The sequence below is a fragment of the Streptomyces sp. NPDC104106 genome, from assembly GCF_055584345.1.
Genome location: NZ_JBVJMF010000003.1, coordinates 281330 through 301249, shown reverse-complemented (window position 1 = coordinate 301249; position 19920 = coordinate 281330). Strand labels below are relative to the sequence as shown.

Annotated in this window: 22 protein-coding genes; 17 read left to right on the top strand and 5 right to left on the bottom strand. The window is 73.0% G+C overall.

Features of this window, described 5'->3' with window-relative positions; translation table 11 throughout:
* Nucleotides 1-69 precede the first annotated feature (69 nt).
* The 3 genes from ACZ60X_RS08710 to ACZ60X_RS08700 form a co-directional block, all read right to left on the bottom strand.
* The gene (locus ACZ60X_RS08710; RefSeq protein WP_469595100.1) at nucleotides 70-405 is read right to left on the bottom strand and encodes an ANTAR domain-containing protein; all 336 of its coding nucleotides are present in this window, start codon (nucleotides 403-405) and stop codon (nucleotides 70-72) included.
* A gap of 132 nt (nucleotides 406-537) precedes the next feature.
* Entirely contained in the window at nucleotides 538-879 is a 342-nt protein-coding gene (locus ACZ60X_RS08705) for a DUF3040 domain-containing protein (protein WP_469595098.1), read from the bottom strand.
* A 200-nt stretch (nucleotides 880-1079) separates the two neighbouring features.
* Nucleotides 1080-1814: an HhH-GDP family DNA glycosylase gene (locus ACZ60X_RS08700; RefSeq protein WP_469595095.1), complete on the bottom strand. Its 735-nt coding sequence runs from the start codon at nucleotides 1812-1814 to the stop codon at nucleotides 1080-1082.
* Between the two features lie 145 nt (nucleotides 1815-1959).
* Here ACZ60X_RS08700 and ACZ60X_RS08695 point away from each other — a divergent pair, with 145 nt between their 5' ends.
* The 10 genes from ACZ60X_RS08695 to ACZ60X_RS08650 all read left to right on the top strand — a co-directional run bounded on the left by ACZ60X_RS08695 (nucleotide 1960) and on the right by ACZ60X_RS08650 (nucleotide 12692).
* Nucleotides 1960-5076 carry an FAD-binding and (Fe-S)-binding domain-containing protein gene (locus ACZ60X_RS08695; RefSeq protein ID WP_469595092.1) on the top strand — a complete coding sequence of 1039 codons (3117 nt, stop codon included), beginning with the start codon at nucleotides 1960-1962 and terminating at the stop codon, nucleotides 5074-5076.
* 201 nt (nucleotides 5077-5277) lie between these two features.
* Nucleotides 5278-5766 (top strand): hypothetical protein, encoded by a 489-nt coding sequence (locus ACZ60X_RS08690; RefSeq protein WP_469595089.1) that lies wholly within the window; start codon nucleotides 5278-5280, stop codon nucleotides 5764-5766.
* Entirely contained in the window at nucleotides 5763-6059 is a 297-nt protein-coding gene (locus tag ACZ60X_RS08685; protein WP_469595087.1) for an MrpF/PhaF family protein, read from the top strand. Before ACZ60X_RS08690 ends, ACZ60X_RS08685 begins: the two co-directional genes overlap by 4 nt.
* A complete protein-coding gene (locus ACZ60X_RS08680) occupies nucleotides 6056-6364 on the top strand; it encodes a cation:proton antiporter (RefSeq protein ID WP_469595084.1) in 309 nt (102 codons plus the stop codon). Before ACZ60X_RS08685 ends, ACZ60X_RS08680 begins: the two co-directional genes overlap by 4 nt.
* On the top strand, nucleotides 6361-6666 hold the full coding sequence (locus ACZ60X_RS08675) for a Na(+)/H(+) antiporter subunit B (protein ID WP_469595081.1): 306 nt from the start codon (nucleotides 6361-6363) through the stop codon (nucleotides 6664-6666). The genes ACZ60X_RS08680 and ACZ60X_RS08675 overlap by 4 nt, the downstream gene beginning before the upstream one ends.
* A complete protein-coding gene (locus ACZ60X_RS08670) occupies nucleotides 6656-7411 on the top strand; it encodes an MnhB domain-containing protein (RefSeq protein ID WP_469595079.1) in 756 nt (251 codons plus the stop codon). The genes ACZ60X_RS08675 and ACZ60X_RS08670 overlap by 11 nt, the downstream gene beginning before the upstream one ends.
* Nucleotides 7408-7752, top strand: a complete 345-nt coding sequence (locus ACZ60X_RS08665; protein ID WP_469595076.1) for a sodium:proton antiporter — start codon at nucleotides 7408-7410, stop codon at nucleotides 7750-7752. The genes ACZ60X_RS08670 and ACZ60X_RS08665 overlap by 4 nt, the downstream gene beginning before the upstream one ends.
* A 10-nt stretch (nucleotides 7753-7762) precedes the next feature.
* Nucleotides 7763-9613, top strand: a complete 1851-nt coding sequence (locus ACZ60X_RS08660) for a complex I subunit 5 family protein (RefSeq protein WP_469595073.1) — start codon at nucleotides 7763-7765, stop codon at nucleotides 9611-9613.
* Between the two features lie 174 nt (nucleotides 9614-9787).
* Nucleotides 9788-10720: a non-homologous end-joining DNA ligase gene (ligD, locus tag ACZ60X_RS08655; RefSeq protein ID WP_469595071.1), complete on the top strand. Its 933-nt coding sequence runs from the start codon at nucleotides 9788-9790 to the stop codon at nucleotides 10718-10720.
* A 118-nt stretch (nucleotides 10721-10838) separates the two neighbouring features.
* Entirely contained in the window at nucleotides 10839-12692 is a 1854-nt protein-coding gene (locus ACZ60X_RS08650; RefSeq protein WP_469595069.1) for a thiamine pyrophosphate-requiring protein, read from the top strand.
* 102 nt (nucleotides 12693-12794) lie between these two features.
* On the opposite strand, the gene ACZ60X_RS08645 is transcribed toward ACZ60X_RS08650, so the two are convergent.
* Nucleotides 12795-13589: an RNA polymerase sigma factor SigF gene (locus tag ACZ60X_RS08645; protein ID WP_469595066.1), complete on the bottom strand. Its 795-nt coding sequence runs from the start codon at nucleotides 13587-13589 to the stop codon at nucleotides 12795-12797.
* A 252-nt stretch (nucleotides 13590-13841) separates the two neighbouring features.
* Between ACZ60X_RS08645 and ACZ60X_RS08640 the strand changes: the two genes are divergently transcribed.
* The 7 genes from ACZ60X_RS08640 (at nucleotide 13842) to ACZ60X_RS08610 (ending at nucleotide 19007) form a co-directional block, all read left to right on the top strand.
* A complete protein-coding gene (locus tag ACZ60X_RS08640) occupies nucleotides 13842-15362 on the top strand; it encodes a phosphatase PAP2 family protein (RefSeq protein WP_469595063.1) in 1521 nt (506 codons plus the stop codon).
* Between the two features lie 49 nt (nucleotides 15363-15411).
* On the top strand, nucleotides 15412-15579 hold the full coding sequence (locus ACZ60X_RS08635) for a hydrophobic protein (RefSeq protein ID WP_469595060.1): 168 nt from the start codon (nucleotides 15412-15414) through the stop codon (nucleotides 15577-15579).
* 120 nt (nucleotides 15580-15699) lie between these two features.
* Complete coding sequence (locus ACZ60X_RS08630) at nucleotides 15700-16659, top strand: LLM class F420-dependent oxidoreductase (protein WP_469595057.1); 960 nt, start codon at nucleotides 15700-15702, stop codon at nucleotides 16657-16659.
* A 23-nt stretch (nucleotides 16660-16682) separates the two neighbouring features.
* A complete protein-coding gene (locus ACZ60X_RS08625; RefSeq protein WP_469595054.1) occupies nucleotides 16683-17774 on the top strand; it encodes an enolase C-terminal domain-like protein in 1092 nt (363 codons plus the stop codon).
* Between the two features lie 117 nt (nucleotides 17775-17891).
* Entirely contained in the window at nucleotides 17892-18182 is a 291-nt protein-coding gene (locus tag ACZ60X_RS08620; RefSeq protein WP_469595052.1) for a hypothetical protein, read from the top strand.
* 90 nt (nucleotides 18183-18272) lie between these two features.
* Nucleotides 18273-18599, top strand: a complete 327-nt coding sequence (locus ACZ60X_RS08615; protein WP_469595050.1) for a plasmid stabilization protein — start codon at nucleotides 18273-18275, stop codon at nucleotides 18597-18599.
* A 9-nt stretch (nucleotides 18600-18608) separates the two neighbouring features.
* Nucleotides 18609-19007: a hypothetical protein gene (locus ACZ60X_RS08610; RefSeq protein ID WP_469595048.1), complete on the top strand. Its 399-nt coding sequence runs from the start codon at nucleotides 18609-18611 to the stop codon at nucleotides 19005-19007.
* Between the two features lie 73 nt (nucleotides 19008-19080).
* Here ACZ60X_RS08610 and ACZ60X_RS08605 read toward each other — a convergent pair whose 3' ends face one another.
* On the bottom strand, nucleotides 19081-19764 hold the full coding sequence (locus tag ACZ60X_RS08605; RefSeq protein ID WP_469595045.1) for a restriction endonuclease: 684 nt from the start codon (nucleotides 19762-19764) through the stop codon (nucleotides 19081-19083).
* Nucleotides 19765-19920 lie beyond the last annotated feature (156 nt).

Genomic DNA, 19920 nt, shown 5'->3' with positions numbered 1-19920 from the left:
CACGGGGCCGTCACCTCACCGCCCTGCCCGCAGCGCACCGGCTGCCCGCCCGATCCGGCCCTTCGCGCGCTACTCCGTCAGCGGCGCGCCCGGGATCTGGGCGGGGCCGTAGCGGTCGAGGGCTTCTTCGAGTGCGACCCCGATCTCCGGGGAGATGTCCCCCTGCCGTCCCCAGACGAGGATCATCTCCGCCACGGTGCGCAGCTTGATGTTCGTGTGCTGGGAGACGTCCTTCAGCACCGCCCATCCCTGGTCCGGGGTGACGCGGCCGAGCGCCACCATCATCCCGATCGCCTGGTCCACGACCGCGTGGGAGCTGACGGCCTGCTTCAGCTGGTCGACCTCTTCCTCCAGCTCGTGGATGCGCTCACCGTCGGCCGTGGTCGAGCCGCCGTTCGTGCTCATCGGCCCCTCCGGAGTCCCGGCGCGACGTGCGCCTTTCATGTCCTCGTCCGGCTCATCCATCCTGCTCTTTCCGAAGGAGCCGCGCCACTCTGGCTCTGCGTCGCACACCACCGGGCCGGCCGGACCCCGGGATCATCGCGGGCCGCGAGCGTCCGGCGGGCGGGGCGGACCGTCGCGGGTCCTGAACAGCAGGCGGGCCGCCGCGATCAGGGTCAGTGCCCAGCTGATCGCGAAGGCCCAGATCAGCGCCGTCGAGTCGGTCCGCAGGGCGCCGATCAGCAGGATCAGGGAGGACAGGCCGAGTACCAGCACGAGGCGCCGGCGCAACTGGTCCAGGGTGTCGCTCAGCCGGGCCCGCCTGCCCGGAGTCATGGTGCTCAGCTCCTGGTCGAGCGTCCGGCACTCCCGTCGCAGCCGGGTCTCGATCTCCAGCAGGGACCGGCGCTCGGCCTCCGTCAGTCTGGGACCGTCCACGGCCGGCACCTCCCTCCTCGCGGCGGCAGTGGGAGAGGCCTCCTCCGACTCGTCCGGACGCGATGGCGGACAGGATGCCGCGGGAGCGGCCGGAGCCGGAGACGGCCGGGGGTCAGGGCCCCGAGGGCCAGGAGTCCGAGGAGCATGACAGTGAGGTGTCCGCCGGGGCTCTTTGGGGCGTTCATGGGGCTTCGCCGCGCTCAGGCCGGCTTCGCGGCGGCCAGCACCTCGTCGGCGAGCGGCCTGTCGAGCGCGGCGTGGACCAGGCCGTCCGCCAGCCGCGTCATGTCGCGGCCGCTGACCAGACCGCTCAGCTTCTCGGGCGAGGCCGGCAGCCCGAGCCGGCGTGCTCCCTCGCGGGCCTTGCGGTCGACGTACGGGGCGAACTCCGGCCAGACGCCCTGCACATCGCGCAGGAAGATGTCGGCGCCCGTGGGCCCGATGCCGGGCACGTCGAGCAGGGCCTGCTTCGGATCGGGTTCCTCGCGCAGCCGGCGCAGGTCCCCGCCCCAGCGGTCGAGCACCAGCACCGCTCCCTCGCCGAGCATCGTGGCGGTGCGTTCGTCGTACCGGCGGTACCCGCCCCTGCCGAGGGCGTCGACGCGTTGCTGCCATGACGCCTTCGCCATCGACCGCGGGTCGCGCAGCCCGGCGTCGAAGAGGGCGCGCGCCGCGGCCACCGCGATGTCGGCCTTGATCCGGGCGCTGAGGAGAACCGCCAGGACCAGGGTCTGGTAGAGCGGCGCCGGCGTGTTGCGCAGCCGGATGCCGGCCTGGGCCGTGTAAGTCCGCTCCTGCCGGTCGAGCAGTGCGCGCACCACGTCCTTCTCGGTGGCGCCGGCCGCCTTGCCCCCGGACTTGTCGTCGGTCCTCCTCGCCCCCGACTTCCTGCCGGTCTTCTCCGCCCCGGACTTGCTGTCGGTCTTCGAGGCCATCGCCCGTCACCCGCCGTCGTCGCACGGTCACCACTCCGGCGCTCCGTCGGCGTGTCCGCGGCGCGCCGTCCGGAGCCCGCGAGTACCCGCGGGGGTGCGCTCCATGCGGCCGTTTGTCACCAACGTCCCCGGGAACACGGGCGGCATGGCTGGTAAGAGCGGCAAGAAGCCGGCGTCTGCCGGGCGTCCTGTGGACCTCTCCCCCGAGCAGGTGCGTGCCGCCGAGGCCACACTGCGCCGCCGGGTCGACGGCGAGGTGCGCTTCGACGCCGGCAGCCGCGGCGCGTACGCGACGGACGGCTCCAACTACCGTCAGGTGCCCGTCGGTGTCGTGGTGCCGCGCACCGTGGCGGCGGGGGCGGAGGCGATCGGTGTGTGCGCCGAGTACGGCCTGCCCGTGCTCTCCCGGGGCGGCGGGACCTCGCTCGGCGGTCAGTGCACCAACCACGCCGTCGTGGTCGACTGGACCAAGTACTGCCATCGGCTGCTCTCGGTCGACGCCGAGCGCCGCACATGTGTCGTCGAACCCGGGATCGTGCTCGACGAACTCAACCGCCAACTGTCGCCCTACGGGCTGAAGTTCGGCCCCAAGCCGTCCACGCACGGCCAGTGCGCGCTCGGGGGCATGATCGGCAACAACTCGTGCGGCGCCTCAGCGCAGGCGTACGGCAAGACCGTGGACAACGTGCGCCGGCTGGAGGTCCTCACCTACGACGGCGTGCGCTGCTGGACCGGGCCCACCACACGCGAGGAGTACGAGGAGATCCTCGCCGCCGGTGGCCGGCGGGCCGAGCTGTACCGGGGCATGCGGGAGATCGCCGACCGGTACATGGCCGACATCCGCCATGGCTTCCCGGACATCCCCCGCCGTGTCTCGGGCTACAACCTGGACTCGCTGCTGCCCGAGAACGGCTTCGACGTGGCCCGCGCGCTGACCGGCAGCGAGGGCACGCTCGTCGCCGTGCTGCACGCCGAACTCGACCTGGTCCCGGTGCCGGCCGCCGAGGCGACCCTCGTGCTCGGCTACCCGGACATCTTCACCGCGGCCGACGACGTCCCGCGGCTGCTGGAGCACTGCTCCCCCGCCATGCTGGAGGCGATCGACGGCCGGATGGCCCAGCTGATGCGGGAGGAGCACGCGTACCTGGACTCCCTCGACCGCCTCCCGCAGGGCGACAGCTGGCTGCTCCTCCAGTTCGCCGCCGACTCCGTCGACGAGGCCGACGACCAGGCCCGCGCGTTGCTGCGCGCCATCGACCGGGACACGGACGACGCCTCGGTCGCCATCAGTGACGACCCCGCCCGCGAGGAGGAGATGCTCAAGGCGCGCGAGGCGGGACTCGGCGTCACCGCCCGCCCCCCGGACGACCGCGAGACCTGGGAGGGCTGGGAGGACTCCGCGGTCGCGCCGGAGAGGCTGGGCGCCTATCTGCGGGACCTGGAGGCCCTGTTCACCGAGTTCGGGTACGGACTGTCGTCCCTGTACGGGCACTTCGGGCAGGGCTGCGTCCACACCCGCATCCCCTTCGACCTGCGCTCCGAGGAGGGCGTCGCGGACTTCCGGCGCTTCCTGGAGCGCGCCGCCGACCTGGTCGGCTCCCACGGCGGGTCGCTGTCGGGCGAGCACGGCGACGGCCAGGCGCGCGGCGAACTGCTGACGCGGATGTTCGGCGAGCGACTGGTGGGCGCGTTCGGGGAGTTCAAGGAGCTCTTCGACCCGGACGACCGGATGAACCCCGGCAAGGTCGTGCGGCCCCGGCCCGTGGACGCCGATCTGCGGCTGGGCGCGCGGTGGCGTCCGGCCCACCCCGACACGTACTTCCAGTACCCCGACGACGAGGGCAGCTTCGGCCGGGCCGTGATGCGGTGCGTCGGCATCGGGCAGTGCCGCAGGCACTCAGGGGGCGTGATGTGCCCCTCCTACCGCGCCACGCTCGAAGAGGAGCACTCCACCCGCGGCCGGGCCCGTCTGCTGTTCGAGATGCTGGGCGGCCATCCCGACTCGGCGGTCAAGGACGGCTGGCGCTCACCGGAGGTGCGCGACGCGCTCGACCTCTGTCTCGCCTGCAAGGGGTGCAAGTCCGACTGTCCGGTCGGCGTCGACATGGCCACCTACAAGGCCGAGTTCCTCGCGCACCACTACGCGGGACGGCTGCGGCCCGCCGCCCACTACTCCCTCGGCTGGCTGCCGTTGTGGGCCCTGCTGTCCCGGGCGGAGCCGCGGGCCGTCAACGCGCTCCTGCGCGCGCCGGTGCTGTCCGGCCTCGGCAAGCGGCTGGCCGGTGTGGCGGCGGAGCGCGAGGCGCCGCTGTTCGCCGAGCGGTCGTTCGTCGAGTCGTGGCGGGAGCGGGGCGGCCCCCGGCCCCGGCCGGGGGATCCGGACGCGGTCGTGCTGTGGCCCGACACGTTCGACAACCACTTCCACCCTCATGTCGCCCAGGCCGCCGTCCGTGTCCTGCGCGACGCCGGGTTCCGGGTCGCCGTGCCGACCGAGCCACTGTGCTGCGGCCTGACCTGCGTGTCCACCGGCCAGCTGAAGACCGCGCGGCGCGTGCTGCGACGGACGCTGGGCGCCCTGCGCCCGTGGCTCGACGCCGGCACCCCGCTCGTGGTGCTGGAGCCGTCCTGCGCGGCCGTGTTCCGGGCCGACGCCCCCGAGATGATGCCCGACGACCGCGACGTACAGCGCCTGGCCGAACTCACCATGACGCTGTCCGAGGTGCTGCTCAACCGGGCCCCCCACTGGCGGCCCCCGCAGCTCGCCCGGCTGGCCACCGTGCAGCCGCACTGCCACCAGCACGCGGTCCTGGGGATGGACGCGGACAGCGAACTCATGCGCCGGGCCGGGCTCACCGCCGATGTGCTGGACGTGGGGTGCTGCGGTCTCGCCGGCAACTTCGGGTTCGAACGCGGCCACCACGAACTGTCGATGAGGATCGCCGAGCAGGGCCTGCTGCCCGCCGTGCGCGCGGCCGCCCCGTCCGCGCTGATCGTCGCCGACGGCTTCAGCTGCCGTACCCAGATCGAGCAGGGTGACACCGGCCGGCGCGCCATGCACCTGGCCGAGGCCCTCGCCCTGGGGCTCGACGGCCGGGCGCCCGCCGACCGCCCGGAGAAGCTGGGCGCTCCACGCCAGGATCCCCGGCCGGCCGACGCGCGCCGGGCCGCCGCGGTGGCCGCCACCGGGGTCCTCGCCGCCGCGGGGACGATCACGGCCACCGCCGTCCGCCGGGCCGCCGCGCGCCGGCGCGAGCCCGGGTAGCGCCCCGGGTTCCGGGTGCCGCCGCGCGATGTCCGGGTGGGAAAAGGCGCGCGGTGCGGGTACCCGCGCACGGACGTGATGCTCCATCACGGTGATGCTCGTCCCGCCGGCCCGGTCCGCCCGGCGTGCGTGGGGCGTGGCGGTCGCCGTGCGCGGTAGACGTTGCTGGTTCATGAGGCGTGACGCCGGTCAGGAGGGGCGATGCGGACGACAGCCGCGGTGGGCGAGGTACTGGCCTGGTGGGCGGGGCTGGTCGTGCTCAATGTGATGTTCATCAGCTCCGTCTCCGCGCTGGAACTCGTCGTGGTCGCAGGCGGGGCGCTGATCTGCGCGGTCGCCGCACGGGCGGTGCACACGGCGGCGCCGGCCCGGATGGAGGGCGCCCGTGGGGCGGGCGCGGCGGCCCTCGCCTGGCCCGGCGCGCTCCTCACCGACCTGGCCCGGCTGTGCTCGGTCACCGCGCGTGGCCTCGGCGGCCGTGCGGCCGAGGGGAGGCTGGAGACGGTGACGCTGGCGTCCGGTGCGGATCCCGCGTGGGCGTGCGCCCTGCTGTCGTCCACGCCCGGCACCTATGTCGTCGACGTACCGCGCAGGCGGCCGGGTGAGAGCCACCGGAGCGCCGTCGCGCACTTCCTCACCGACGACCGTACGCGGCTGGAGGAGACGCTCACCGAGGGGCGGCGCCGGTGAACGCCTGGCTGCTCGCGACCGCGGTGCTGCTGACCCTGGCGATGCCGCCGTGCCTGTGGGCCGCCGGCCGGGGAGCGGCGGTCGAGCGGCTCGCGGGGCTCAACCTCGCGACCACCGTCGTCACCGTGGTCCTGCTGCTGGTCTCCCAGGGGTTCGGGCGCAGTTCCTTCGCCGACCTCGGCCTCGTCCTGGCCGTGCTGGGGCCCGCGGGAACGCTGGTGTTCGCCCGCTTCCTCGGCGGCCGGTCGATCGAGGCGCCGGACACCCGGACCGGCGGGAAAGACGCGAGATGACGGCCCGTCACGTCTGCGCGCTGGTGCTCCTCGTCGCCGGTACCGGCGTCACCCTGCTGTCCGCCGTCGCCCTGGTGGCCCTCCCCCGGCCGTTCCAGCGGCTGCACGCCCTCACCCCCGCCTCGACCCTCGGCGCGCCGCTCGTCGCCCTCGCCCTGGCCGTCGAGACCGGGCCCGGGCGCGCCGCCGTCAAGCTGCTGCTCATCGCCGTGATCGTCGCGATCGGCGGGGCGGTCACCGCCATGGCGATCGGCCGGGCGACGGCCCAGCACGACCATCTGCTGCGAAAGGACTCCCCGGAGTGAACACCGCCACCGCACAGGAGTATCTGATCGCCGTCGCGCTGGTGCTGGTCGCGGCGAGCGCCACCGCGGCGGCACTGTCCCGCGACCCGGTACGGCAGGCCGTGCTGCTGGCCGTCCTCGGGCTGTGCCTCACCGTCCTGTTCACGCTCCTCCAGGCGCCGGACGTGGCCCTGTCCCAGCTGGGCGTCGGGACGGCGGTGACCCCGCTGCTGATCCTGCTGACGGTCCGTAAGGTGCGCCGTACGCCCGCGCCCGGGCAGGACCGGGGCGGTCGCGGGGACGAGGGCGGCGATGAGTCGTAACGCCCGCGTCGCGCTCTTCTGGGCCGCGGCCGTCGTCTTCGCCGTGGTGTACACGCTCGCGTGCACCGGACTGCCGCACTTCGGGACGAGCGTGCACCCCTACGCCACCCGCTCGGTGACCGCCTCCCTGCGGCAGCACACCGCGAACGCCGTCTCCTCCGTCAACTTCGACCAGCGTGGCCTGGACACCCTCGGGGAGGAGTCGATCCTGTTCGCGTCGGTGCTCGGCACCATCGTGCTGCTGCGCCACGCGCGGGACGAGCGGCCCGGCCATCCGCGGGCGGGCCGGGTCCTGCCCAGCACCCGGCTGCTGGGCCTGGTGATGGTGCCGGTCACGCTGCTGACCGGGGTGTACATCGTGGCGCACGGCCAGTTGTCGCCGGGCGGCGGCTTCCAGGGCGGCGTCATCCTCGCGACCGGGCTGCACATGGCGTACGTGGCCGTGGACTACCGGGTGCTGAAGCGGGTCCGGCCACTGGCCGTGTTCGACGTGGCCGACGCCCTCGGCGCGGGTGCCTTCGTGGCGCTGGGGTTCGCGGGGCTCATCGCGGGCGCCGCCTATCTGCAGAACGTGCTGCCCCTCGGCACCTTCGGGCAGCTCTCCTCCGGCGGCCTGGTGCCCGTGCTGAACGCGGCGGTCGGCGTCGAGGTCGGCTCCGGCGTCATCGTCCTGCTCGCCTCCTTCCTCGACCAGGCCGTCGAGGTGCGATCGACGCAGGACTCCGGCTCGAAAGGCGGCACATGACGATCCTTCCCTTTCTCACGGCCGGCTGGATCCTCCTGGCCGGCGTCTACGGCATGGTCACCAGCCGCAACATCATCCACGCCGTGGGCTGTCTCGCCGTCGCGCAGTCGTCGACGTACGTGCTGCTGCTCACCGTCGGCTACCGGCGCGGCGGCATCGCGCCCTACTTCACCGACACGCCGCTGCGCACCCACACGGTCGACCCGGTCGTGCAGGCGCTGGCGCTGACCGACGTCGTGGTGGGCGCCACGGTCACGGCGCTGCTGCTGGCGCTCGCCATCCAGATCCGCAAGCGGCACGGCACGGTCGACCCCGACGCCCTGACCGGGTTGAAGGGCTAGCGGGCCGGTTATGGTGCGTACCGCCGATCTGCTGCCGCTCGCCGTCGCCGTGCCCCTGCTGGGCGCTGTCGTGCTCGTGGTCGGCGGGCGCCGGCTGCCGCGCGTGGTCATCGACACGCTGGTCACGGTCTGGGCGGTGCTGGAGGTCGCCGACCTCGCCTGGCTGTGGCTGCGCACCGGCGACGGGCACAGCGTCTCGTGGCTGGGCGGCTGGTCGCCGGTGCACGGCGAGAGCGTCGGCATCGTGTTCGTCGGCGACCGGATCGGCATCGGCCTGGCGCTGCTGACCAGCGCGCTCGTCCTCGCCGTGGTCGCCTATGCGTGGCGCTACTTCGACGAGCCTCCGGTGGAGCACGCGGGCACCTTCCCCGCCCTCATCCTGCTGTTCGAGGCGGGCATGGTCGGCTTCGCGCTGACCGGCGACCTGTTCGACGCGTTCGTGTTCTTCGAGCTGATGGGGGCCGTCGCCTACGCGCTCACGGGCTACCGCATCGAGGACCCGCGGCCGGTGCAGGGCGCCCTGGTCTTCGGTGTCGTCAACTCCCTCGGCGCGTACTGCTCGTTGCTCGGCATCGGGCTGGTGTACGCCCACACCGGCGAACTCGGTTTCGCGCAGATCGGGCTGAAGATCGCCCACCACCGCTCCGACACCCTGATCGCCGTCGCCTTCGTGCTGATCGTCACCGGGCTGCTGGTCAAGGCAGCGGTGGTGCCGCTGCACTTCTGGCTGCCGGACGCGCATTCCGTGGCCCCGACCCCGGTGTGCATGCTGCTCTCCAGCGTCATGGTGGAACTCGCCGTCTACGGCACCGCCCGCGTGTACTGGGTCGTCTTCTCCGGCCCCCACGGCGTCACACAGCCCCATCTGCGCGCGACGCTCGTCGCCGCCGGCGTACTGACCGCGCTGGTGGGCGCGGTGATGTGCTGGCAGCAGCGGCACCTCAAGCGCCTGCTCGCCTTCTCCACCGTCGGCCATGTCGGCCTCTTCCTCACCGGGGCGGCGTTGCTCACCCCGGCCGGGACCGCCGGGGTGGCCCTGTACGTCGCCGCCCACGCCGGGGTGAAGGCGGCCCTGTTCGCCACCACCGGTGTCCTGCTCGACCGGTACGGGTCCGTCGACGAGCACGGGCTGTACCGGCGCGGCCGGGAACTGCCGCTCGTCGGCGTCCTGTTCGCCGTGGGCGGTCTCGGACTCGCCGGTCTGCCGCCGTTCGGCACCGCGCTCGGCAAGGCCGTCACCGAACACGCCGGGGAGGAGCGATTCCCGTGGCTGCCCGCGGTGTTCGTGCTCGTTTCGGCCCTCACGGGCGGGGCCGTGCTGCGGGCCGGTGCCCGGATCTTCGCCGGTGCCGGACCCCGGCCGCGGGAGCGCTACGCCGGGCCGGAGACGACCGGCGGCGGCGAGGAGCCGGAGATCCGCGACCCGCGGCGCCGGCCCCCGGTACCGATGCTCGCCGTGCCCGCCGTACTGCTGGCCGGCGCCCTCGCCGTCGGGCTGCTGCCCGGCCTCGGCGCCGCCCTCGGCCGGGCCGCGCGGCAGTTCACCGACCGCACCGCCTACACCGCCGCGGTCTACGGCCGCACCGTCGCCCCTTCGGCACGGGTGCCCGACACCGGCTGGAGCGCCGAGGGCGTGATCCTCGCACTCGTCTCGACCGTCCTCGCGGTACTGCTCGCCGCGGCGGCCGTCTGGGGCCCCACGCTGCGCTCGCCCGTCGCCGTCCGTGCGGCGGCGCTCTGCGCGGCCGTGGGGCGGCGCGTGATCGTGCCCCTGCGCCGGCTGCACTCGGGGCACCTCGGTGACTACGTGGCGTGGCTCGCGGTCGGGGTGGCGGTGCTGCTTGTCGCCATGACCGTGTAGCGCGCCGTACACCGCCCCGCGCCGGCCCGCCGACCGGGGTTCCGCCCGCATGCGGCCTGCCCTCGCGGGCACCCGGAGAGAAGGCGGCCGGCCGGACTCCGGACGCAAGGGCCCGCGGACCGGCCGCGCGTGGCTGCGGCGGCGCACCGGCATCCACGACACGAGGACGGACTCATGAATGCCACGGCGAGGACCAGGGACGAGATCCGGGTCGGCGGCCACAGCGTGCCGCTGTCCCGTCCCGACAAGGAACTGTTCCCGGACGACGGCATCACCAAGGCCGAGCTGATCGACTACTACCGGACGGTCGCGCGACCGATGCTCACCCACCTCAGGGACCGGCCGCTGGTCATGGAGCGCTATCCGGACGGCTGTGCGGGAAAGTCCTTCTACCACAAGGACGTTCCCGCCTACTTCCCCGACTGGATCCGCACCGTGCGGGTGCCCAAGGAGGGCGGCAGCCTCACCATGGCCGTCTGCGACGACACCGCCACCCTCCTCTACCTCGCCAATCAGGCGTGCATCACCCCGCATCCCTGGCTGAGCCCGGCGGACTGCCTGGACTGCCCGGACCGGCTGGTCTTCGACCTCGACCCGCCCGGGGGCGGGAGCGACGGCTTCGAGAACGTGCGGTGGGGCGCGCGCCGGCTGGGCGACCTGCTCACCGAGCTGGGGCTGCGGCCCGCGCTGATGACGACGGGATCGCGCGGCCTGCACCTGCTGGTGCCCCTCGACCGGCGCACGGACTTCGACACCGCCCGGCACTTCGCCCGCCGCGTCGCCGGTGTCCTCGCCGCCCGGCACGGCGACCGGCTGACGACCGAGGCGCGCAAGGACAGGCGCCGGGGCCGCCTCTACCTGGACACCCAGCGCAACGCCTACGCCCAGACCTCCGTCGCCCCCTACGCCGTACGGGCCCTCCCGCACGCCCCGGTCGCCACCCCTCTGGAGTGGGACGAGCTCGACGACCCGGAGCTGGGCCCGCGGCGCTGGACCCTGCGCACCCTGCCCGAGCGGCTGGAGGAGCACGGGAACCCGTGGAAGGACCTGAGCCGCTGCCGCCGTTCCCTCGCCGCCGCGGGGCGCCGGCTCGACGACCTGGAGTGAGGTGACGCAGGGTGCGCGGGAGGTTTTCCGGCGCGAGCGAGGGTTACTCCGCACGTGTGTCCCGGTCGTCACCGCCGCGGTGTGTGCGGCGGCGGCCGACAGTTTCGAGGAGGAGGCCATGAGCACCAAGGTGTCCGACCACATCCTGGCCCGCCTGCGCGAGTGGGGCGTGGACTGCGTCTTCGGATATCCCGGGGACGGCATCAACGGGCTGCTGGCCGCGTGGGGCCGCGCCGACAACGATCCGCGTTTCATCCAGTCGCGGCACGAGGAGATGTCCGCGTTCGAGGCCGTCGGGTACGCCAAGTTCAGCGGGCGTGTGGGGGTGTGCACGGCGACCTCGGGCCCGGGCGCGATCCACCTGCTCAACGGGCTGTACGACGCCAAGCTCGACCATGTGCCGGTCGTGGCGATCGTGGGGCAGACCAACCGCAGCGCGATGGGCGGTTCCTATCAGCAGGAGGTCGACCTCCACACGCTGTTCAAGGACGTGGCGTCGGAGTTCGTGGAGACCGTCAACGTGCCCGAACAGCTGCCGAACGTGCTGGACCGGGCCATCCGTACCGCCTGGAGCCGGCGGTGTCCGACCGCCGTGATCGTCCCCGCCGACGTCCAGGAGCTGGACTACTCGCCGCCCACGCACGCCTTCAAGATGGTCCCCTCCAGCCTCGGCTGCGAGCGGTTCGCGCCGCAGCCCGACGACGCCGCGCTGCACCGCGCCGCCGAGATCCTGAACGCCGGGGAGAAGGTGGCGATGCTCGTCGGCCAGGGCGCCGCGGAGGCCGCCGACGAGGTCGAGCGCGTCGCGGAGGCACTGGGCGCGGGGGTGGCGAAGGCGCTGCTCGGCAAGGACGTGCTCAGTGACGAACTGCCCTATGTCACCGGGGCGATCGGGCTGCTGGGGACCCGTCCGTCGTACGAGTTGATGCGGGACTGCGACACGCTGCTGACGGTCGGTTCGAGCTTCCCGTACACCCAGTTCATGCCCGAGTTCGACCAGGCCAGGGCCGTGCAGATCGACATCGACCCGCACATGGTCGGCATGCGCTATCCCTACGAGGTCAATCTGATCGGTGACGCCCGCGCGACCCTGTCGCGGCTGCTGCCCCTGCTGCGCCGCAAGAAGAACCGCTCGTGGCAGAAGCAGATCATCGCGAACAACGAACGCTGGCGCGGGGTGATGACGCGGCGCGCCGAGCAGTCGGCCGACCCGATCAACCCCGAGTTCGTGGCGTGGTCGCTCGACCCCCTGCTGCCCGAGGACGCGATCATCTCCTCCGACTCCGGATCCGTGGCCAACTGGTACGCCCGCCATCTGCGTCTGCGCGGTGCGATGCGGGCCTCGCTGTCCGGGACGCTGGCCACCATGGGCAGCGGTGTGCCGTACGCGATCGGGGCGAAGTTCGCGCATCCGGACCGTCCGGCGATCGCGCTCGTCGGGGACGGCGCGATGCAGATGAACGGGATGGCGGAGCTGATCACCGCGAGCAAGTACCAGGACCTGTGGAGCGATCCGCGGCTGGTGATCGCGGTGTGGAACAACCAGGACCTCAACCAGGTCACCTGGGAGCTGCGCGCGATGGGCGGCTCGCCGCAGTTCGTGCCGTCCCAGTCGATACCGGACGTCTCGTACGCGGAGTTCGCCACGTCGCTCGGCCTGCTCGGCATGCGGGTGGAGAAGCCGGGCGGGGTCCTCGACGCCTGGCAGGCGGCGCTGCGGGCGGACCGGCCCGCGGTGGTCGAGTTCCTCACCGACCCCTCCGTGCCGCCGATCCCGCCGCACGCGACCTGGGACCAGATGGAGTCGACCGCCAAGGCCATCTTCAAGGGTGACGTCGAACGCGAGGCCGTGGTCCGGCAGGGCTTCAAGGCCAAGGTCCAGGAGTTCCTGCCCGGCGCCCGCAAGCGCGCCCACTCCTCCGGCCGGCGCGCGCGCCGCCACGAGGAGTCGCACCGCTCGGCGCACCGGTGACAGGCGCCCGGTAGACACAGCCCCGGCGGCCGCGACAACCCAGGGCGGCCGCCGGATGGGACTTCGCCGTCGGACGGGGACTTTGGCGCGCACGGCCGGCGGCTAGGCGGCGCCCTGGAGGACCTCGTCGCGCAGTTGGTGGCAGCAGCGGTTGATCAGACGCGAGACGTGCATCTGCGAGATGCCCAGTTCCTCGGCGATGTGGCTCTGGGTCATGTCCTTGAAGAACCGCATGTACAGGATGGTGCGCTCCCGCTCGGGCAGGGCCTCCAGGCGGGGCTTGACGGATTCGCGGTCCACGACGGTGTCGAGGGCCGGATCGCACTCGCCCAGGGCGTCACCGAGGGAGTACCCGTCGTCACTGCCCGGGACCTCGGCGTCGAGGGAGAGTGCGCTGAAGCTCTCCAGCGCCTCCAGTCCCACCTGGACGTCCTCCTCGCTCAGATGGGTGTACTCGGCGATCTCCCGCACGCTGGGCCAGCGGTCGGTGACGCTTCGCGACAGGTCCTGGCAGGCGGCCCGGACCCGGTTGCGCAGGTCCTGCACCCGGCGGGGCACGTGCAACGTCCACATGTGGTCGCGGAAGTGCCGCTTGATCTCGCCCGTCACCGTCGGGACGGCGTAGCTCTCGAAGGCGTTGCCGCGGTCGGGGTCGTAGCGGTCGACCGCCTTGACCAGCCCGAGGGCCGCGACCTGGCGCAGATCCTCGTAGCTCTCCCCGCGGCTGCGGAACCGGCTCGCGATCCTTTCGGCCATGGGCAGCCACGCCTCGACCAGCTCCTCACGGAGAGCGTCGCGCTCGTGACCGGCAGGCAGCCCGGCGAGCCGCCGGAACGCCTGCTCGGTGTCCGGAGCGTCGTCGTGCGGATGGTGTTGCGCGCTCGTTCGTGTTCGCATGGTGCGTCGCACCTCTCTTGCGCGAGGGATGAACGATCACCGTGGACTTGCGACCGCGATTCGGACGGCCGCATCCGGGCGACGGGAAGACATCGTCGTCGCTCCCACGGATGTGCCTCATGTCCGAAACACTCTGTTTGTCCCTTTCCCCCGCGCCGAGTCACTAAACACCGATCGCGTCACAGCGTCGCGGACCGGAGCCGGAGTGAACCGGTGGCGCGTGGACGACGCGCGGGCGGGCACCGGATACCCATGACCGTCCATGTCGATCTGACCACATCGGGTAGCGGCCGGCGCGGTCCGTGGGCCGTGCTGCTCGCCGAGGACCGGCGGCTGTTCGAACGGGCCGCCGCCTGGCACTGGCCCGCCGCCGAACGCGTGCTGCCCCGGCTCAGCCGCTGCGCCGACCACGGCGCGCTCTGGTTCGCCGTCGCGGCGGCCATGGCCGCGAGCGGCACTCCGCGTGCCCGGCGGGCCGCCGCGCGGGGTCTGGCCTCCCTGACGCTGGCGTCCCTGACCATCAACACCATCGGCAAGCGCTCGGTACGCCGCCCCCGTCCCGTCCTGGACCCGGTGCCGCTCGTCCGGCGGCTCGGCCGGCAGCCGATCACCACGTCCTTCCCCTCGGGGCACTCCGCGTCCGCGGCGGCCTTCGCGGCCGGTGTCGCGCTGGAGTCACCCCACTGGGGTGCGGCCGTCGCGCCGGCCGCCCTCTCCGTCGCCGCGTCCCGCGTCTACACCGGCGTCCACTTCCCGAGCGACGTCCTCGCGGGGGCGGTCCTCGGCGTGGGCGCCGCGTTCGCCGTACGGGCGATCGCGCCGACGCGGCCCGGCGCGGGTCCGCACAGCCGGTCCCGCAGCCCGGCGCCCGCGCTGCCCGACGGCGCGGGCCTGGTGGTCGTCGCCAACACCTGCGCCGGCAGTGCGGAGTCCGTCCGTTCGCTGCGCACCGTCCTGCCGAAGGCGGAGGTCGTGGTCTGTGAACCCGACCGGCTGCGCGAGGAGTTGGGGCGGGCGGCGGCACGCGCCCGGGTGCTCGGCGTGTGCGGCGGGGACGGCAGCGTGAACACGGCGGCCGAGGTGGCCCTGCGGCACGGCCTGCCCCTCGCCGTCCTGCCCGGCGGCACCTACAACCACTTCGCCCGGGACCTGGGTGTGGAAGGCGCACGAGATCTCGGCCGGGCCGTCGCGCGCGGTGACGCGGTGCGCGTGGACGTGGGACGGTTCACGTCCGCAAAGACGCGGGGCGTCTTCCTCAACGGGTGCAGCCTGGGCGTCTATCCCGAGCTGGTGCGGGTGCGCGAGCGCTGGTCGCACCGGGTCGGCGGCTGGCCGGCCGGGGTGCTCGCGGCCCTGCACGTGCTGCGCGCCGACCGGCACCCACTCACGGCCCGACTCGACGGCCGGCGCCGTCCCTTGTGGCTGCTGTACGCCGGCAACGGCATCTACCACCGCAGGGGTCTGGCACCGGGGCACCGGCAGGACCTGGTGGACGGGCGACTCGACGTGCGCGTGGTGCACGGCGGCCCCCGGCCGGCGCTGCGGCTGCTCGCCGCGGCCGCCGCGGGTCCGTTCAGCCGCTCCCGGGTGCACGCGGCGGTCCAGCGGGCTCGGCTGCGGGTGACGGGCCTGCCAGCCGGCACGCTGCTCGCCTACGACGGCGAAGTCACCGACGTGGACGGGGCGGTCACCCTGGACAAGCTGCCCGCGGCCCTGACGGTGTACCGGCCGCTGCGGGCTCGCCGACTGCTGCCGGGCAAACCTCGGGCGTGAACATGCCTGATCGTCGCATTCGGGGAAACACGGTGGTCAGGAGGTTGACATGATTCCCATCATTCTCGTCCTGCTGCTGGCAGTGGTGCTCTTCGGCATCGGGTTCGCGGTGAAGGTCCTCTGGTGGATCGCCCTCGCGGTGCTCGTGGTCTGGCTCCTGGGGTTCCTGGTACGAGGGACGACCGGTGGTGGCAGGGCGCGCTGGTATCGGTGGTGACATCGGTCGGGACACGCGCTCCGGGGATCGGAATTATCCCCGGAGCGCCCGTTTCCGTCCTCGCACACCGGTAACCCGGAGGAGGATCGACTTCGCTCTCGGTGCCGGAGGTGAGCGCAGATGCCGGAGTACGGATACTTCCTCTCGTGTGAGGAATTCCGTCCGGATGACCTCATCGAGCAGGCGAGAGCCGCCGAACAGGCGGGCTTTCAGTCCCTGTGGATCTCCGATCACTTCCACCCGTGGAACGAGGCCCAGGGTCAGAGCGCTTTCGTCTGGTCGGTGATCGGCGCCCTGTCCGAAGCGGTGTCGCTGCCCGTGGAGACGGCGGTCACCTGCCCCACCGTGCGGATGCATCCGGCGCTGGTGGCGCAGGCCGCGGCGACCTGCGCGACGATGACGGGCGGCCGCTTCCGGCTGGGTGTGGGCACGGGTGAGGCGCTCAACGAGCATGTTCTGGGCGATCGTTGGCCGCCCACGCAGGTGCGGCTGGAGATGCTGGAGGAGGCGGTCCAGGTGATGCGCCGGCTGTTCACCGGCGAGGAGGTCAGCCACCACGGTCCCCACTACACGGTGGAGAACGCCCGCCTCTACACACTCCCCGACGAACCGGTGCCCATCGATGTGTCGGCCTTCGGTTCCCGGTCGACCCGGCTCGCCGCACGCATCGGCGACGGCTACATCACGATGATGCCGGACGAGTCGCTGGTGTCCCAGTTCCTGCGGGCCGGTGGCGCCGGCAAGCCGGTGAGCGGCGGCACCAAGGTCTGCTACGGTCCCGATCGCGACGAGGCGGTCCGCACGGTCCGCCGGCTGTGGTTCAACGAACTGCTGCCCGGCGAGATGGGCCAGACCCTGCCTTCGCCGCGTCACTTCGAGCAGTTGGAACCGCTCGTCACGGAGAAGATGGTCCGTGACAACGTGGTGTGCGGGGACGACGTCGACGCTCATGTGGCCGCGCTGAACGCTTTCGCCGAGGCCGGTTTCGACCGGATCTACGTCAATCAGATCGGCCCCGACCAACGCGGTTTCTTCGACTTCTACCGCACAAAGGTGCTGCCACAGCTTCCGCGCGACTGATGGCGGCCCCGGGCAGGTACGCGATGAAACTCCGCCGACCCGTGGTGTCCGTGTACACGGTGCCTACCGACGCCCCCGAGGCGGACGGAACACTGGCCTGGGACTCGACCACGATGGTGATCGCCGAGGTCTCGGCCGGGGACACGACCGGCACCGGCTGGACGTACGGCCCGGCGGCCGTCGGGCTGATGCTGGGCGAGCACCTCGCTCCCCTCGTCGAGGGCCATGATCCGCTGGACATACCGGCGCTGCACGACGCGATGTGCCGGTCGGTGCGCAACGCGGGCCGGCCCGGGATCACCGCGTGCGCGATCTCCGCCCTGGACGCCGCCCTGTGGGACCTCAAGGCACGCCTGCTGGGCCTGTCGCTGGTCAGCCTGCTCGGCGCGGCCCGAACCCGCGTGTCGGTGTACGGCAGCGGTGGGTTCACGACGTACCACGACCGGCGTCTGGCCGAGCAGCTCGGCACCTGGGTGCACAAGCAGCACATCCCCCGCGTCAAGATCAAGATCGGCGAGGACTGGGGCCGCGAGCCCCGGTGGGACCTGTGCCGTGTCCGCGCCGCGCGCCGGGCCATCGGTCCGGACGCCGAGCTGTACGTCGACGCCAGCGGCGCGTACACCCGTAAGCAGGCGCTGCGCGTCGGGGACGGGCTCGCCGAGTACGGCGTGACCTGGTTCGAGGAGCCCGTCTCCTCCGACGACCTGACCGGGCTGCGGCTGCTGCGCGACACCCTGCCCTGCGAGGTGACGGCCGGTGAGTACGGCTACGACCTCCCCTACTTCGCCCGCCTGATCGAGGCGAACGCCGTGGACTGTCTCCAGGTCGACGCCACGCGCTGCGGGGGCATCACGGACTTCCTGCGGGTCGCCGCTCTCGCCCACGCCCACGGGCTGGACGTCTCCGCGCTGCGCGCCCCGCACGTCCATGCCGCGGCCGCCGCCGCGATCCCCAACCTGCGCCACCTCGAATGGTTCCACGACCACGTGCGGATCGAGTCGATGTTCTTCGACGGGGCGCTGGACCCCGCGGGCGGATCGGTCCGGCCGGAACAGGGCCACGGACACGGACTGACCCTGCGCCGGCGCCAGGCGGAGCAGTACCGGGTCGCCTGACGGGACGGCGGCACGCCCGTGCACCGGCCGTGCCGCGCCCGGCCGCCCCCGGTGTAAGGCGTGGCGTACCCGGTACCCGGCACCCGACGGGACGGACAACTGGAGGAGATGAATCGGATGCTGTTCCTCGGACTGCTCCTCATCGTCGGGGCGGGTGCCTTCACAGCCCTCGCGATCAGCGACAACATGTCCGGCGGTCCTGACCACACCGTTTCGGTACTCGGTCACGACATCGCCACCCTCAGCCCGGTCGCCCTCTTCTGCTCCGGCCTGGCTCTGGCCCTCCTCTTCTGCCTGGGCATGGCCATGCTCCTCGGCGGAGCGGCACACCACCGGCGCGGCTCGGGCCTGCACAGGAGGCAGGGCAGGACCCCGGCAGGCCCGTCGATCGGCGGCACCCGGGCCTGACGCCCGGTTCCCTGCCGTCCTCGGCCGCCCGCGTCCGTGTGACGCGTGGTCCGGCACGGGTACCCGTCACTTCCAGCGAAAGGAGCCATCATGCCTGCGGGATCGAGCGCGAAGCGTGAGCGCCAGTACGAGCACATCAAGGAGAGCGCCGAGCAGCGCGGCGAGTCCACGAAGCGGGCCAAGGAGATCGCGGCACGCACCGTGAACAAGGAACGGGCCAGGTCGGGCGAGTCCCGCAGTGCCGGCAAGGCATCGACCCGCGACCCGAAGTCGTCGTACGAGCGTGGCGGCCGGCGCTCGCACAGCGGAGCGGAGGGACCGACGAGGGACCAGTTGTACGAGGAGGCCAAGAAGCGCGACATCCACGGGCGCTCCTCGATGAACAAGCAGGAGCTGAAGGACGCGCTGGGCCGCTAGCCGTAGTCGGTGAGCAGGCCCACGAAGGGCGTGGGGGCAGGCTTCACGCCCAGCGCGGATGAGCTGCGCCTCCCGGTCACCCCGCTCCCCCAGCGCCGCTACTGCAGCCTCGGCGCGGGGCCGGCCCCCAAGGCCGCGCTGCTCACTGCGAACCGGGTCACCGGACGGCCGCGCGAGATCGCGGTGGCCGAGACCCTCCTCGGCATCCTGCGCGGCACCGGGCTGCCCGACCCGCGCTCGACGCCGGTCACCGAGCGGGCTTGCCGGCCCACACTGGCGAACGAGGGCCCGGCCCGGGAGGAGGAGATCCGCCGACGGCGACCCCCGGCGGACCCACCGGGGCGTGCAGCGGTGACACCGATACGTACCGCCGTCGCGGTCAACTTGCCCTGTGCGAAAGCACATTGAGCGATGGCGGAGGGCGCCGTGGGGCGGCGGGCGGAACCGCTGCTCCATCGCGCGCGGCCGCGTCATGGCCGGCTCAGGAGAGACGTGTCGGTCTGCGCGGCGGTGGCAGCGCGGGCAGCAGTTCCCACAGCGGTCGCGCCTCCGCGGCCCAGGAGGCGAGCAGCCGGCGGTCGACGAGATGCAGCCGCTGCTCCCGCGCGAAGGCGCGGCCGGGCTGTGTGATCCTGCCGTTGGTGACCATGACCACGACGTCCGCCCGGTGGACCGGGCGGCCCGTACCGTTCAGCACCTGCAGTTCCGGGGTGCCCACGGCCGCGCCCCGATCGCCGTCGCGCCGGTGCTTGCACTGGATCACCCAGCGCCGGCCCAGCGGATCGGTGGCCTTCACATCCGCTCCCAGGTCCCCCTGCCCGCCGACCTGCACCGCATCGGCGCAGCCGTCCCGGCGCAGCAGGTCCCGGACCGCGTACTCGAACTCCCGGTGGGACAGCGCGTCCAGCTGGGCCAGCCCGTAGCGCAGGGCGCGCGCCCGGGTCCGCTCCCACCGCGCACGCCGCGCCCGCAGCTGCCACCACCCGATCCCGCCCAGGCCGCCGAGCACGGCCGCGGCGAGCGGCAACCACCAGTGTGCGAACAGCCAGTTGACCACCGCCACCGCGACGGCGGCCACCGCCAGGGCGATGAAGGTGTCGTGCCCGCCACGTCCGCGGCGGGGGCGCCGGCCGGTGCGCCGCCGGGCGGGCGGACGCCTGGTCATCGGCGGCCCGCCGGAGCGGAGCGCTCACACGCGCGCCCGCGTACCGCCGTCCCGTCCGAGCACGCATACGGCCACGCCAACGACATCGGTCCCCCTTCGGCCGGTCGGTGAGGTCTCCCTGTCCCTACCAACCTGGCGGCCGGAGCATTCCGTGAG